Raw genomic sequence first — 14,204 nt, forward strand, 5'->3', positions numbered from 1 at the left:
TCTATGAAGCAATCTCACAGTGGCGATCTCCTCTCTCAATACAGCCAAGGCCAACGGAATTTTCGAGGGATGAGTTTACAGGGCCTGGAATTACCTCTAGCCAGCCTGAGTCATAGTGATTTTGCCAACTGCAATCTGAGTGGGGTGAATTGGAGCGGTGCCGACTTAATCAAGGTCAACTTTAGTAAGGCTAATCTCCGCAATGCCAAGTTGATTGGAGCAGACTTAAGTGGGGCCAATTTGGTTGATGCAGATCTGCGCGGGGCGATGTTAAGTGGGGCAATCTTAGTCGGGGCCTATCTCTCACGGGCCAACTTGGAGCAAGCGGTACTGAGTGGGGCCGTTTTGAATGGGGCTGTCCTGCGGGATAGTCGCCTCCGGGATGCCAATTTTGTTGGGGCAGATTTAAGCGGTGCGGATTTGTCGGGGGCGGATGCGCGGGAGTCGGACTTAGCTGAGGCCCAGTTAGAAGGGGCAGTTCTCCCAGATGGTTCGGTCAGATATACTCCCGATAATCAAGGGGAACTAGCAGAAGATCTGAGTGCCCAAAACACGGTCGTAGAGACTCACAATGCGCCCGACAATGAAACCATCATCCGCCATTTTCTCCAGGCCCCCCTGGCAGAGATGGATCTCCTGGGCAACGAATACCTGCACATTGACTCCGGGGCCATAGATGCCTGCCATTTGGTTAGTCAAACAGAAGAATTAATTGCCACGCGCACCTGGGTAGCCGGATTACCAACCGTGACCCTGTATCCAAACACATCCATGACAACCTCCGTAGACCAACTCCTAGGAGAACTTGGCTTTTTACCAGAGCGGGAAGTTTTAGAACCCATGGCCTGGGTGGAATATCGGCGTGGGTCACGATTACCCGGCCATGAACATACCTTTGGGGAGGCACGACGGCTCTGGAAAAGTTGGTGGATGGGGCAACAAGCGGGGGATAGACAGGACTGTTCAGCAATTTTGGTTTGGCGGGATGAACAGTGGGTACCCTTGGTGGATATTAATTTTGCCGGGTTTCCCGATGGCTTGATCACGATCACGTTAAGCAACGGGGTTGAGTGGATCCTGTCCCCGAATCAGAAAATTAACTGGCTAACTCCAGATGCGACTGAGATTGCCGATCAACCCGCTGAGGTTTCTTCTTTAATATCTTGGGAGCAGATCAGGGAAATTCTGGTTTATCGGGATGGGGAACTGCGAATTCAAACGGGCCTCGGTGAGTTAGTTGTTCAAGGAGAGAAAATAACCTGCTCGTTGAATAGCGTTCCGTTGCCTGTGACTGAGTTAATTACGGACAAAAGTTAGGGGGCTATTATGGCTAATCTAATTTCCCTCCATGCCACCACCCCCCAGCCCCGGATAGTCGAGCAACTCGTTCAATCCTTACAGACCGGTGCGGTGCTCCTCTATCCCACAGATACGGTTTATGCCATTGGTTGTGACTTGAACCACAAGGGGGCGATTCAGCGAGTCCGACAACTGAAACAACTCTCTAACGACAAGCCCTTAACATTTTTGTGTCCTTCCCTCTCAGATATTTCTCGCTATGCCTATGTCAGTGACCCGGCCTATAAACTGATGCGGCGGTTGATTCCTGGCCCCTATACCTTCCTCCTGGGTGCAACCAAATTAGTTCCCAAACTCGTCCAAAACCCCAAGCGAAAAACCACTGGAATTCGTGTCCCCGACTCAGCTATTTGCCAGGCCCTGCTCACTGCCTTGGGCAATCCCATTATTTCTACATCGGCCCCTTTGCCCCCGGATCAGGATCATTATCGGGATACGGCGGAACTTTTTGATCGCTTTGACCGCTTGGTGGATGTGATTATTGATGCTGAAATTGTCCCAGGCCGGGCTGTTTCGACAATCATTGACTGTGGGGTTGAACCTCCCAAAATTGTCCGGCGGGGCCTGGGTTGGGAAAATTTACCCATGGAATTACAGGAGAGTGATGAGCTTGCCTACTTGTAGGAGAAGTTTTCTTAGTAGGAGTTGAAAAATTACGGCTCATCTGACCTGTTCCTTGATCCCAGGCCACGGCAACCCGGATAATACCTGAAGACTTGCTAACAAACTTGATCGCGAATGGTTGCATTACTTTTTTAACACTGTTGGGAGAAATCACGATGGCAATTTTGAAAAAACTCTTTTCGGCTCTCTTTGGCTTCTTAGGCGGCTTACTCGGCCTGGGTAAGAAATCTGGCTACTATTTAGAACTGGATGAGGCTAAATCTGTTCCTAAGGCTCCGGCTCCGGCAGCAGAAACTTCAGCCCCAGTTGCCCCTGTTAAAGTCGAAACCCCGGCTCCCACACCCAACCCTCTCAACTTGCCTGCACCCACCGTAACGACCAATCCTGAACCCTTAACTACGGCTCCTGAAGCTCCAGCAGTTCCCTATTTTCAATTTGCGCGCCGCCGGCCTGGAGCAAACATGAAGAGCTTTTTGGAACTGGCTAAACAAGTTAAAACCCCTGCTTAGGCTATCTGTGTGGATCAAAACTCCTTTATTGCTTTGCCTGGCTTAGAACTTGATGTGGAGCTGCCCGATCCGGAGGATTTAGGTCTTTCGGATCAGGATTTTTTATCCAAGGTTGACCTGGCCTGGCAAGTTTGTGAACGCTTTGATCTCCAAACAGAAATTTGGCGGGGACGAATTTTACGAACGGTTCGAGACCGGGAAAAACAACAGGGGGATAGTCGGGGTCAGGGATTTTTACGCTGGCTCCAAGAACAGGAAATTAGTAAAACTCGCGCCTATAGTTTGATTGAACTGGCTAATAGTGCTGATACGCTCCTGAGTTCTGGGGCTTTGCCTGCAGCGGCTGTGGAACGCTTTAGTAAGAGAGCTTTTGTGGAAACCGCCCAGGCCCCGCCTGAAGTTCAAGAAATGGTGACTACGGCGGCCAATCGAGGAGAGCGGATTACCTATCGAGAAGTCAAGCAAATCAATGACGAGTGGACAACCCTCCAATCCGATATTTTGCCACCGATTATCAAAGAAAAAGCCGCTGATCGGAGCCTGTCCCCCCGCTATCTAGCCCCATTGGTCAAAGAGTTGGAGAAACTGCCTCTTGAGCAGCAAACTAGTCTCCAGGCCGAGGTGGCCCAAACCCCAGATGTGGATACCATTAAGCTAGTCACCGCTGCTGCCCGCAGTTTATCTCGCTACTTGGAATCGGCTCCCCAAATCCAGGCCCTTAGTCAACTCGAACTGGATCTCACCCAGGCCCTCGGGGAAGCCCAACGCCTTGGTCAACTCCAATCTGCCGCAGATCTCGTCCAACAGGCCGCCCAACTAGAAACAACCATTGCTCGCCTTTATACCACCTGGAAACGCCTCAGTTACTTAGCAGAGCAGCTTTATGTTGAATCAGGTAGTAGTACCCCCCACCTCCGGCAATTACTCACCGGCCTGGAAACGTTGTCAGGAGATTTGTTAGAAATTCAGTTGGGACAAGGAGATAAAGCCCGCATGGTGCGGATTCATATCTTGCCAGATGAAGGGTGAGGGGTAAGAACCACAGTCCAGCAACCAGCCTGGAAAGAATGGAACAAAAAACCTTATTTATCCAAACTAAACTAAAGCTAGCCGGGTATTACACCGCCGTCATGAGTTTCATCTTAGCGGTATGTAGCACTGCGTTCTATCAGTTAGAAGCCTATAACCAATGGCAAGCTCTGGATCGGGAACTCGTCTCGATTACGGGGACACTGCATGACGGCTTGGAGCCAATACTCCGCCACCCCGGCCAGATTGAGCTAGATGTCGAGCGTCTCATTCCTTCCCTGTGCATTGTGGCTCAAAACTGTCAATCTGTTGGCAATATTCCTCGGGTTCATACCTTGAGTGTCGTTCATCAGGATGGCTACTTCATCAACTTATTTAATTTATCAAAGACATTAATTGCTACCACTCATGCTCATGTTCAAAATCAAGAATTAACTCCATTAGCTAAAAATGCTGATCAGAATAAGCATTCCATAGAGATTCAATTAAAAACAGCAGCTGGCCAGCCGTGGGGGTACTTGGAAGTTGGCCGAACACTCACTCAATACCAGGCCCATCTTCAAACGCTGCAATTGTTTTTGTTAATCAGTTATCCCCTTGCTGTCATCGGCATTGGTCTGGCCAGTTGGTGGTTAGCCGGGATCTCGATGGCACCCATCTATCAGGCCTATCAACGAATGCAGCAATTTACTGCTGATGCTGCCCACGAGCTACGAACCCCGGTGGCCGCCATCCAAGCCACCCTGGAAACCCGTTTAAGTTGTTTGGATGAAATGCAACCGGAGAGTCATGCTCTGCTGAAAACCCTGCATCGCCAAAGTATCCGTCTCAATGGTTTGGTTCAGGATTTATTGTTACTCTCTCGTTTTGATCTGGATGCTGTTGCGACAAACTTCCAGGCCTGTGATCTCAAGCAGATCATTCTCGACCTCATGGAAGAGTTTGCTGCCATCGCCCTAGAAAAACAAATTCATCCAACCCTAGCGGCTGAGTCAGATATTTATGGATGGGGGGATGAAGAACAACTATACCGACTCCTGGGTAATCTGATCATCAATGCCCTTCACTACAGCCCTACGCTGGGAACTGTGACCATTACGCTCAATCACAGCCAATCCTTTGCCCGCATTAGCGTAACGGATCAGGGAGTGGGGATTCCCCTGGCTGAGCAAGCCCGCATCTTTGAACGGTTTTATCGGGTTGGCTGTGATCGGTCGCGACGCTCAGGGGGAACTGGCCTGGGATTAGCCATTGCCCAATCCATTGTTCAGCATCATCACGGCCGCATCTCGGTTCAGAGTCAAGTCGGGGTGGGTAGTACCTTTACCGTGGAGTTACCCCTGGTCTCGGACAACATCAGTGAAATCAGCCGTCAATCCTAATTTCATCTCAATTTCATAATTCTCAGCCAAACTAATTATGGTCTTGTCAACTGGGTCGTTCTGACTGAGCAAATGGCATCACCCAAGGGCAAGCCCTAAGCTAATTTTCCTGAGGATCCAACATGGTAAGGCGTTGGCAAACCTGGCAATCACCCTTATGGTTGTTCCTGATCCTGGCCACCAGTTTCACGCCCGTCAAAACTTGGGCACATGCCGGCCATGGGGATGAATTTCATCAAAGTGAATCTGCCCAATCCACCCGTGCTGTGAAATTAGAGTCAGAGGTGAAGCAACGTTTAGGCATTACTGTTCGCCCAGTTCAACGTCAGCCTTTACCCCTAGCGCTTAAAACAACCGGCACGATTGAAGCAGTCCCAAATCAGTCGGTCACTGTCACCATGCCCGTGGGGGGAACCCTAGTGAAGCTACTGGTGACTCCAGGCCAGGCCGTCAAAGCCGGACAACCCCTCGCCATCATGAGCAGCCCCGAACTGGCCCAACTCAGCACCGAGGCCTTGGATCGCCAAAATGAAGCCATCGCTGCCGTCAACCAGGCCCAGGCCGATGTCCAACTAGCCCAAGAAAATTACCGCCAACAACAAATTATTTCGCAACAAGAGATCGCCGAAGCCCGCAGTGCCTATGAATTAGCCCAAGAAAGTCACGACCGAGATCAAGAATTAGTCGTGGCTGGAGCCTTACCCCGGCGGCAATCCCTCACCTCTGCCAGTGAACTTGCCACAGCCAAAGCCCATCTCAGTCGGGCCGAAAGTCGGTTAAATGTCGCCACCGCCGCCACCCAACTCAAACAGGCCCAGGCCAAACTCCAGGAGGCCCAACGCCAAATCACCTTGAGTCAACGCACCTATCAAACCCGGTTAAGGCAACTGGGAACCCAGGCCAATGCCAATGGCACGATTACCATTACCGCCCCGATTGCCGGAGTGATTACCATTCCCACCCCCACCGCCAATCCTCCAGTTCGTTTGGGTGAATCCCGAGAAGATGCCGGGGAACCGATTTTTACCATCGTCAATACAGACCAGGTTCAAGTTACCGCTAACCTCTACGAAAAAGATCTAGAGCAGGTGCAAATTGGACAGGCGGTTCGGGGGCGGGTGAGTAATAGTCCTAACCAACAATTCCAGGGTCGGATTCGGGTGCTAGATGCCGTGGTTGATCCAGAGAGTCGCGTCGTGCCAGTGGTGGCGGAATTAACCAATCGAGAGGGGCTGTTGCGGCCGGGAATGTTTGTTGAGCTAGAGATTATTACAGGAACCACACCCACACCCGTCTTAGCTATCCCGACCCAGGCCGTCGTTGAAACCAACGATAACCGCCAGATTGTGTTTGTCGAAAATGGGGCAGTTTATGAACCGGTCGAGGTAGAAATAGGGCGACAAGCGGGGGATTGGGTCGAAGTAACTTCTGGTTTGTTTGAGGGGGATCGAATTGTCACAGAGCGAGCGAATCAGCTTTATACCCAATCCTTACGGGGGAATAAAGAGCCGGAAACTGAACTAGAATCCCAGGCCTCTAATCCTTTTCCCTGGTGGGGATTTATCTTAGCTGGCTTAGGTGTTGTTGGGATCGCTGGGGGCATGTTTTGGGCCGGCCTGACCTGGGCAACCCGTCAAGAACGCCATAGAAACGCCGGTCTCTTACCGGAGTATGTCTCAGAAGAACCCCGCATCTTAGAAGGCTCGCATCGGGAGTAACGGCTGGAGATTACCCCTTCTTTGACCTCATAACGTTTTTGGAGCAGTGAGAGCGGACTATGCTCAATGGGATTCTTAAATGGTCAATTGCTCAACGCTGGTTGGTGGTCATTGGGGCCATCGTGGTTACGATTCTGGGCAGCTACAACTTAACCCAGATGCCCTTGGATGTCTTTCCCGAGTTTGCCCCACCGCAAGTGGAAATTCAAACGGAAGCCCCCGGCCTGGCCCCGGAAGAAGTCGAGTCCCTGGTGACATTACCGATTGAAAGTGCGATTAACGGCACACCCGGCATTGAAACCGTGCGCTCGTCTTCTGCCGTGGGAATTTCCGTGGTTCGAGCGATTTTTAGTTGGGATACAGATGTTTACCAGGCCCGGCAGTTAGTCACGGAACGCCTGCAACAAGCGCAAACAAAGTTACCCGCAGGAGTTGAAACTCCGGCCATCTCGCCCATTTCCTCTCCAATTGGGACAATTTTGATGGTTGCCCTAACAGTGAAAGCTGAGAACGGAGCCACTCCAACAACTGATTTGATGGAAGTCCGCCGCCTAGTAGATCGCACGATTACCAATCAACTCTTGGCAGTACCGGGGGTTTCTAATGTTGTCACCTATGGGGGAGATATTCGCCAATATCAAGTTTTAGTGGATCCGGCTAAGCTTCAAGCCTTTGATGTTTCCCTAGCTGATGTGACGCTGGCGGCCGAACAGGCCAATCTCAACGGAGCCGGGGGATTTCTCATCGGCCCAGACCAGGAAGAAATTATTCGCGGGATTGGGCGGATTGAGGGCCTGGAAGATTTAGCCAACTCAGTGATCACCTCTCGTAATGGTGTCCCGATTCGCCTCGGGGATGTGGCTCAAGTCCAAATTGGGGCGGCCTTGGCGCGGGGGGATGGCAGTGTCAATGGCCAACGGGCTGTGATTTTAGTGATTGATAAGCAACCCCAGGCCGATACGCCCACCGTGACACGGGATGTTGAACGGGTGATGAGCGCGATTAAAGCCGGATTGCCCCCAGACGTGGAGGTTTTAGAAACCTTTCGCCAAGAAGATTTTATTGCCTCTGCAATTCACAATGTCCGGGATTCCTTGCGAGACGGGATCATTATTGTCTCGGTGGTGATGCTTCTCTTTCTGATGAATTGGCGAACAGCGGCGATTACCCTGAGTGCCATTCCCCTCTCTGTCTTAATTGGTTTGTTGATCCTGAATGGCCTGGGGCAAGGGATTAACACCATGACCTTAGGGGGCCTGGCGGTGGCCATTGGTTCGGTGGTGGATGACTCGATTGTGGATATGGAGAACTGCTATCGGGGGCTGCGGGAAAACCAGGCCCAGGGCAATCCCAAACACCCGCTGCAAGTGGTTTATGACACCTCCGTGGAAGTCCGCACCAGTGTGATTTTTTCCACTGTAATTATTGTGGTTGTCTTTGCTCCGATTTTTACCCTGACTGGGGTGGAAGGGCGGATTTTTGCCCCAATGGGAGTCGCTTACCTGGTCTCGATTTTGGCTTCCACGTTTGTGGCCATGACCCTGTCCCCGGCCCTATGTGCCTTTCTCTTAGCTCCCCGGCAACTGCCCAGTGACGAAACATGGGTGGCCGCCTACTTCCAACGCGTTTATCGGCCACTACTGGATTTCGCCATTCATAAACCGAAACGGGTGCTCTATGCCGCCTTAGGGTTATTTGTAGCAGCAATGCTGATTTTGCCCTTTATGGGTCGCGTCTTTTTGCCGGAGTTTCAAGAGCGTTCTCTCGTCAATGCCATGTTGCTTTATCCCGGCAGTTCTTTGGAAGCAACCAATCGGGTTGGCCTGGCCATGCAAGATGCGCTCAAAGATGATCCCCGATTTCGCTCGGTACAGTTGCGGGCCGGTCGGGCGCCTGGGGATAGTGATGCCGGTGGGGTGAATTTGGGCCATTTGGATGTGGAACTTAGCGATTTGGGCTTACAAAATCGAGCCAGCAGTATTGATACGATTCGGGCTGAGTTTAATAAGATTCCGGGAGTAGCAGCCAATGTCGGTGGGTTTATTTCCCATCGGATGGATGAGGTGCTGTCTGGGGTGCGGAGTGCCATTGCAATCAAAATCTTTGGCCCTGACCTCAACCAATTGCGGCAAATTGGGCAAGATGTGGAAGCCGCGATGCGAGATATTCCTGGCCTGGTGGATCTACAACTGGAACCGCAAGTCCCGATTCGGCAAATCCAAATCCAATTTGACCGGGCCCAGGCCAGTCGCTATGGCTTATCTGTGGGGCAATTAGCCGAAACCATTGAAACAGCCTTTAACGGGCGGGTGGTGTCCCAGGTGTTACAGGAGCAGCAGTTGTTTGATTTAGTCGTTTGGCTACAGCCGCAAGCCCGCAACAATATCGAGACAATTCGGAACTTGCTGATCTCCACCCCGACTGGCAGCAAAATTCCCCTTGCCCAAGTCGCGCAAGTGAATTACGAAACCGGCCCCAACACCATCAATCGGGAAAATGTCTCACGATTGTTAGTCGTTTCCGCCAATGTTTCGGGACGGGATTTACGTTCAGCGGTGAATGAGATTCAAGCCCAGATTGCTGAAACCGTCACCGTTCCCAGTGGTTACTTAATCCAATACAGTGGCCAATTTGAATCGGAGGAACGGGCGACCCAAAACCTCATCCTCTATGGTGGCCTGGCGATTTTAGTGATTGCAATTTTGATGTACTTTGCTGTCAAATCTATACCCGCCATGCTGATGATTATGATTAACTTGCCCTTAGCCTTAGTGGGGGGGGTGTTTGCCCTTGCTGTCACGGGAGCCGTCATTTCCGTTTCATCTCTGGTTGGTTTTGTTACCTTGTTTGGGGTGGCGGTGCGCAATGGGTTGCTGTTGGTGGATAACTACAATCAAAAGTTTGCCTTGGGCTTGCCTCTGAAACAGGTGATTGCGGCGGGTTCGATGGAACGCTTGGTGGCTATTTTGATGACGGCGCTGACTTCGGCGTTGGGGATGCTACCACTGGCCTGGGGAACGGGGGCCGGGAAAGAAGTGCTGCAACCTTTAGCGATTGTTGTTCTTGGGGGATTGTTTACCTCCACAGCTCTCACTTTGCTGGTGTTACCGGCCCTCTATGCCCAATTTGGTCGCTATTTCTTGCCCAAAACGGCGTTGGAACCTGAAATCGAGGAGTTTAATCCACCAGGCCAGCCGGTTCAAGTCGGCCCCATATCCTAAATTTTCACGTTACTTTTGTGAGGAATAAAATCATGCAAGTCAAAGTTTTATCGGTAATCACAATTCTTGGCCTGGGTTTGAGCCTCGGGGCCTGTGGTGGCAGTTCGGACACAACCAGCTCAGCGCTATCTCCAGCCAGTCCGTCCCCAGAAATGTCTAGCCCTAGTCCTGAAGTTGCTAATTCAGTCACGAATGCCGAACCCTCAGATGGTCATGGTCAAGGCGGACAAGTGATTGAAACCGGGAAATACCATTTAGAACTCCTGGTCGCAGAAGAACCCGCTGGTCTGCACATTGACTTTTTTATCCAAGAAGGAGAAGCTCACACCCCTGTTCCCGATGCTCAAGTTGTCGGACAGTTACAACTCCCCGGTGGCAGCCAGAAAACCCTAGATTTTCAATACAGTGATGCCGACAAACACTACACGGCCTACCTGACTGATGCACCTGCGGGAGAATATCGTTTGGTTGTTCTGACCGATATTCGGGGTGAGAAAATTAATGGTCGGTTTACCTTTACGCCTTAATTCAAATCATGGGGTAATGGTTTCAATCAGCGGACAAATTTCAGCGTCAGTCAGTTGGGGTGTGATGTTTTGCCACTGAGTTTGATAAGCCTCTAGTTCCTGCTTGAACATCTGCATTTGTGAAATTTGGGTGTTAAGTTGTTGAATTTTCTGCGTTAGTAAACTTTGCACCATCTCACAGGGTAATTCCCCTCGATCCCGCACATTCAGAATTTGGCGAATTTCATCTAGGGCCAACCCCAAGGCCTGGGCTTTTTTAATAAAAGCAACTTGAGAAACCACGGAGGGCGAATAATACCGATAGCCATTGTCACCTCGCTCGGCTGGACTAATTAAGCCCAAGGTTTCGTAGTAGCGCAAGGTCGGAACGGATACACCTGACTGTTTGGCCACATCACCAATTTTGAGGGCTGAACGAGTTGTCATAAATAATCCTGAAAAATACTTAACTCTCAAGTATGCTTTAGACTTTGCCATAAATCTATTTTGCCATGACAATGAGGTGTGGCGTTCTGCGATGTCAATGCAAAGTCATGATTACCCGTGCGTGTGAAAGCAGTTGTCTTATTGAATGCTAAAAAATCCCCCACGTAAACTAGCCTGTTGAACGTTCCCAATCACCCGCCGCAGATAATCCCAACAACAAGTTTTGAACATCGGGTAAATAGGCGTTGTTATACTGCGTTGACTACGCTGATTCTGGGTGAGTGACCGGAATTTGTTCGGTTCGCTCAGGAGCTTTTACCCCAGTTGCAATAGCATGAACTGCATGAAGAATATTGGCTGAATAATATCGATTGCCGCAGGTATCACAAACACAAATCGTCACATCTTCCTGCCAATCATATCAAGGCACTGACCCATTACGACTATTGTACAAAACAGTTGCGTAGTGTTCTACAACTGGAAATGGTTCATAGAAGTGGTGAAGCAAAGAACGCCATTCTTGATACTGAGGCGATTGTCGAAATCCAATCGTATGATCTTCTAGTTTTTGCCAACGGACTAGCAAAATATAACGGCTTTGGGTTTCTATGCAACGCTGAAGCTCGAGAGAAATATACCCTGGCATAGTCGCAATGATGGTTGAAGCTTTTTCAAAGGCAGTTTTAAATTCTGTAGCTAAACCTGGTTTTATATCAAGAACAGCAACTTCTAGGATCACAAACTAAAGCTCAAACTCAAGATAATTCTGAACGCTTACAAATTATATAAAACTACTGCTGCCTTACCAATAATCTAGAGCATCATAATGACTTGGAGTAGAGCGGGCAGCAACTACCTTTGTATCACTTTGAAGTATATTTCTCTGTTCCACTCCAATGACTTGTTATGCGCTTAACGCTCGCACTTTTGTGATCGCACTTCCAATATCTGGTAATTTCTGATCGTGTTTTTGAGCGGTTTCCAGCCACAAATCCCTTACCGTCATCAATTCTTTTAATGTTTCATCTAAAGTTTCTCCCTGTGCCAAGCAACCTCGTAATGCTGGAACCTCAGCTACAAAACCACCCTCTTCGCAGGGATAAACCACTATTGGATAGTTCATTCTTGATCTCCTTCAATAAGTTCTACAACTCGTCTAACATAAATAGCCTTTACTCGTTTGTTGTGAACTGGAACTACAAAAATCACCTCGCCCTTCTTGAAGATATGATGACTGCCCGTAATTCTATCTAGCAGATACCCACTCAACTCTAAAAGTTGGCAAATGTCTGTAAATCTTGCATTATTAGGACTGTTCCTTAATAACTGAAGTAGCTTGTCTTTCTTAGGCATTAGCCGATTTAACACGGGTACTCTTGCTTTAAGTCTGTCTGCAAGTGTTTGTTAAGCTAACTCTACTCACCTCACTATTCATATCTCCATTTTAGAGGAAAAGGCATTCTTTTATCACATCAAAATGGGAAACAAAAATGTTCTTTTTATAGTGTATTGCGCAAATGCTGAAACCAGAAAAACTTAAATCACCTGTAGCATATCAACCAAGCTCACTGGACGCAGACAACCTTTGCAACTTAGCCAAACAACTTTCGGCGTTCCGGTGCAGCAACTTGTTAACATTCATTGCTTATACCCTCAAGCTTTTGAAGCGTCACGAATATGCTGCTGAAAACGGGCAACAATCTCAGGGCTTAATTCTTCTTCTGGTTGAACCACTTCTCGTTTATCCAAAACTAACTTAACTTCTGCTGAAGAGGTTTGTCCCAATTCTTTGAGTAACGCTTGAAAAGCTTGCTGTTGCTGATTGAATTCCTCTGTAGGAGTTGTTTGAACTGTATAAGCTAAGGTGGCTTGACGAGTCAGCGCATAAACAATGTACTGATTTAAGGAAACGCCTTCACTCTCAGCCAGATGAATTAGTTGTTGGTGCAGTGTTTCTGGTAATCGAAGTGTTAATCGGCTCATCATTAGCTTCCTTCAAGTGCCAGTTTGGTAACTAATTCAGCAGGAGTCATCACTTGTAAACCTAAAGATTCTCTTGCATTTTTGAAATCACGTAGGTTGGAGGTTGTGACAATGGCATTAGCATTCATTGCACAATCAATTACAAGGTCATCTCCTGCATCAGGTGACGTTGGTCGCCATGAATAATGAATTATTGTGAATTGAGAATGACTTAGCAGAATACCTAAAATAGGTTTGAGTTCCTGCCAACGAACTTGAGAGAGTTTACGAGATAAAACATCTTCGTACTAATAGGCAAGTGCATTGGAGACATGAACCTGCATTAAACCAGCTAACCAAGCATCAATGACGAAGCCAGCGGCATTCCCCTGTTTTGTTAAGCCCTCAAACACAACGTTGGTGTCCATGACAACACGAAGTAAGGGTGTCGTAGGCATGGCACTACTATAGCACCATATTTAGTGTCATCAATAGATGAAGAAGATTTGAGGAGCGATAAAAAGTCTTGAGGCACTATCCCGTCATCAACTCAAAGGTCTAACGGTCGTGCTCACCGGATACAGATAATATTTGCTATTCAACCAACTACATTGATACGTTCCGGTGCAGCACTGTTGTTAGTCAGCATTACCAGACAATATGGAAATGTTATCAAATCCATTTTTACTGTAATCAGGAGGCAAACTTCTATCTCAAAGCTTCAAGCTTTTTAAGAAGCAGATTAACGAAAACTAAGAAAGCTCCCCCATCTTCTGGTGTTGGATCAATTAACCTATGAGCAGACGGGTTGCGAAAAGATCCAACAATACCAGCATACAAATCTCGATATCCTTGTCTTTCAGAATCAACTGTAAGTTTTGATGCCAATGTTCCACTTTTGTTGAATATTGCATTAACTAGTCCCTGTCCTGTTTGGTTAGGATCAGATATAGAACCAACATCTCTTAACCGAGCTTCCAAGATGACCCCCGCCGTTCTCACAACGGAATCCCATAATGTAGAGTCTGAACCTCCTGTTGCCAAAAGTGGTATGCACCGCGTTTTTAATTCCTCATCAAACCCATCTATGCCGGTTAGAGGTGTTAAATATTCAATGAATGAAGTGTCCGGAGAATTAAAGTCTGTTTCAACTGCTATGTAAGCTTCCCCTGTTAAAGCGCACGTTGGGCGTGACGAACTTCCCTGACAGGAAAGAAAACCACAGCTTTCTAATGCAGCTATTCCGCTTTTGGTCGCTAAGGGAAGCATTTCACTAGGTTTATTAGGACTAACTAACATAGCAGAATATCCAATTGCGTCATTGCCAGACCAAAAAATCTGGAACTCCTCATCTACTGAACCTAATTGAATAAGTGTGACAAGCTCTTTGAGCAAGTTTTTCTGGTTATCGGTCAAGTTGTATCTAGTCATAAGAAGCTTACCTTTC

The 14,204-nt window shown here is 48.6% G+C and carries 16 protein-coding genes; 8 read left to right on the forward strand and 8 right to left on the reverse strand.

What is annotated here, in order from left to right; genetic code table 11:
* Positions 1-3: 3 nt before the first annotated feature.
* From SYN6312_RS18865 to SYN6312_RS09245, 8 genes are all read left to right on the forward strand, one after another.
* Positions 4-1,317 (forward strand): pentapeptide repeat-containing protein, encoded by a 1,314-nt coding sequence (locus SYN6312_RS18865; RefSeq protein ID WP_015124598.1) that lies wholly within the window; start codon positions 4-6, stop codon positions 1,315-1,317.
* Positions 1,318-1,326: 9 nt separating this feature from the next.
* Entirely contained in the window at positions 1,327-1,983 is a 657-nt protein-coding gene (locus SYN6312_RS09215) for an L-threonylcarbamoyladenylate synthase (RefSeq protein WP_015124599.1), read from the forward strand.
* Between the two features lie 155 nt (positions 1,984-2,138).
* Positions 2,139-2,492, forward strand: coding sequence for a hypothetical protein (locus tag SYN6312_RS09220; protein WP_015124600.1), 354 nt, complete (start codon positions 2,139-2,141; stop codon positions 2,490-2,492).
* Positions 2,493-2,501: 9 nt separating this feature from the next.
* Entirely contained in the window at positions 2,502-3,521 is a 1,020-nt protein-coding gene (locus SYN6312_RS09225; protein ID WP_015124601.1) for a hypothetical protein, read from the forward strand.
* A gap of 38 nt (positions 3,522-3,559) precedes the next feature.
* On the forward strand, positions 3,560-4,903 hold the full coding sequence (gene rppB / locus SYN6312_RS09230) for a two-component system sensor histidine kinase RppB (RefSeq protein WP_015124602.1): 1,344 nt from the start codon (positions 3,560-3,562) through the stop codon (positions 4,901-4,903).
* A 122-nt stretch (positions 4,904-5,025) separates the two neighbouring features.
* On the forward strand, positions 5,026-6,621 hold the full coding sequence (locus tag SYN6312_RS09235; protein ID WP_015124603.1) for an efflux RND transporter periplasmic adaptor subunit: 1,596 nt from the start codon (positions 5,026-5,028) through the stop codon (positions 6,619-6,621).
* Between the two features lie 59 nt (positions 6,622-6,680).
* The gene (locus SYN6312_RS09240; RefSeq protein ID WP_015124604.1) at positions 6,681-9,842 is read left to right on the forward strand and encodes a CusA/CzcA family heavy metal efflux RND transporter; all 3,162 of its coding nucleotides are present in this window, start codon (positions 6,681-6,683) and stop codon (positions 9,840-9,842) included.
* A 32-nt stretch (positions 9,843-9,874) separates the two neighbouring features.
* Positions 9,875-10,369 (forward strand): hypothetical protein, encoded by a 495-nt coding sequence (locus tag SYN6312_RS09245; RefSeq protein ID WP_015124605.1) that lies wholly within the window; start codon positions 9,875-9,877, stop codon positions 10,367-10,369.
* A gap of 6 nt (positions 10,370-10,375) precedes the next feature.
* Here SYN6312_RS09245 and SYN6312_RS09250 read toward each other — a convergent pair whose 3' ends face one another.
* From SYN6312_RS09250 to SYN6312_RS09275, 8 genes are all read right to left on the reverse strand, one after another.
* Positions 10,376-10,795: a heavy metal-responsive transcriptional regulator gene (locus tag SYN6312_RS09250; protein WP_015124606.1), complete on the reverse strand. Its 420-nt coding sequence runs from the start codon at positions 10,793-10,795 to the stop codon at positions 10,376-10,378.
* A 421-nt stretch (positions 10,796-11,216) separates the two neighbouring features.
* Positions 11,217-11,534 carry an antibiotic biosynthesis monooxygenase gene (locus SYN6312_RS18870; RefSeq protein WP_015124607.1) on the reverse strand — a complete coding sequence of 106 codons (318 nt, stop codon included), beginning with the start codon at positions 11,532-11,534 and terminating at the stop codon, positions 11,217-11,219.
* A 165-nt stretch (positions 11,535-11,699) separates the two neighbouring features.
* Positions 11,700-11,918 carry a type II toxin-antitoxin system HicB family antitoxin gene (locus tag SYN6312_RS09255; RefSeq protein WP_015124608.1) on the reverse strand — a complete coding sequence of 73 codons (219 nt, stop codon included), beginning with the start codon at positions 11,916-11,918 and terminating at the stop codon, positions 11,700-11,702.
* Positions 11,915-12,148 (reverse strand): type II toxin-antitoxin system HicA family toxin, encoded by a 234-nt coding sequence (locus SYN6312_RS20995; RefSeq protein WP_015124609.1) that lies wholly within the window; start codon positions 12,146-12,148, stop codon positions 11,915-11,917. Before SYN6312_RS20995 ends, SYN6312_RS09255 begins: the two co-directional genes overlap by 4 nt.
* Before the next feature lie 300 nt (positions 12,149-12,448).
* Positions 12,449-12,781, reverse strand: coding sequence for a YlcI/YnfO family protein (locus SYN6312_RS09265; RefSeq protein ID WP_015124611.1), 333 nt, complete (start codon positions 12,779-12,781; stop codon positions 12,449-12,451).
* Positions 12,781-12,906, reverse strand: coding sequence for a hypothetical protein (locus tag SYN6312_RS20740; RefSeq protein WP_256377469.1), 126 nt, complete (start codon positions 12,904-12,906; stop codon positions 12,781-12,783). The genes SYN6312_RS09265 and SYN6312_RS20740 overlap by 1 nt, the downstream gene beginning before the upstream one ends.
* 159 nt (positions 12,907-13,065) lie before the next feature.
* On the reverse strand, positions 13,066-13,215 hold the full coding sequence (locus tag SYN6312_RS20585) for a PIN domain-containing protein (protein WP_253276328.1): 150 nt from the start codon (positions 13,213-13,215) through the stop codon (positions 13,066-13,068).
* Positions 13,216-13,465: 250 nt separating this feature from the next.
* Entirely contained in the window at positions 13,466-14,188 is a 723-nt protein-coding gene (locus tag SYN6312_RS09275) for a TIGR02391 family protein (RefSeq protein ID WP_015124612.1), read from the reverse strand.
* Positions 14,189-14,204 lie beyond the last annotated feature (16 nt).

The organism is Synechococcus sp. PCC 6312 (genome assembly GCF_000316685.1).
In the GTDB taxonomy this organism is placed as follows: Bacteria; Cyanobacteriota; Cyanobacteriia; order Thermosynechococcales; family Thermosynechococcaceae; genus Pseudocalidococcus.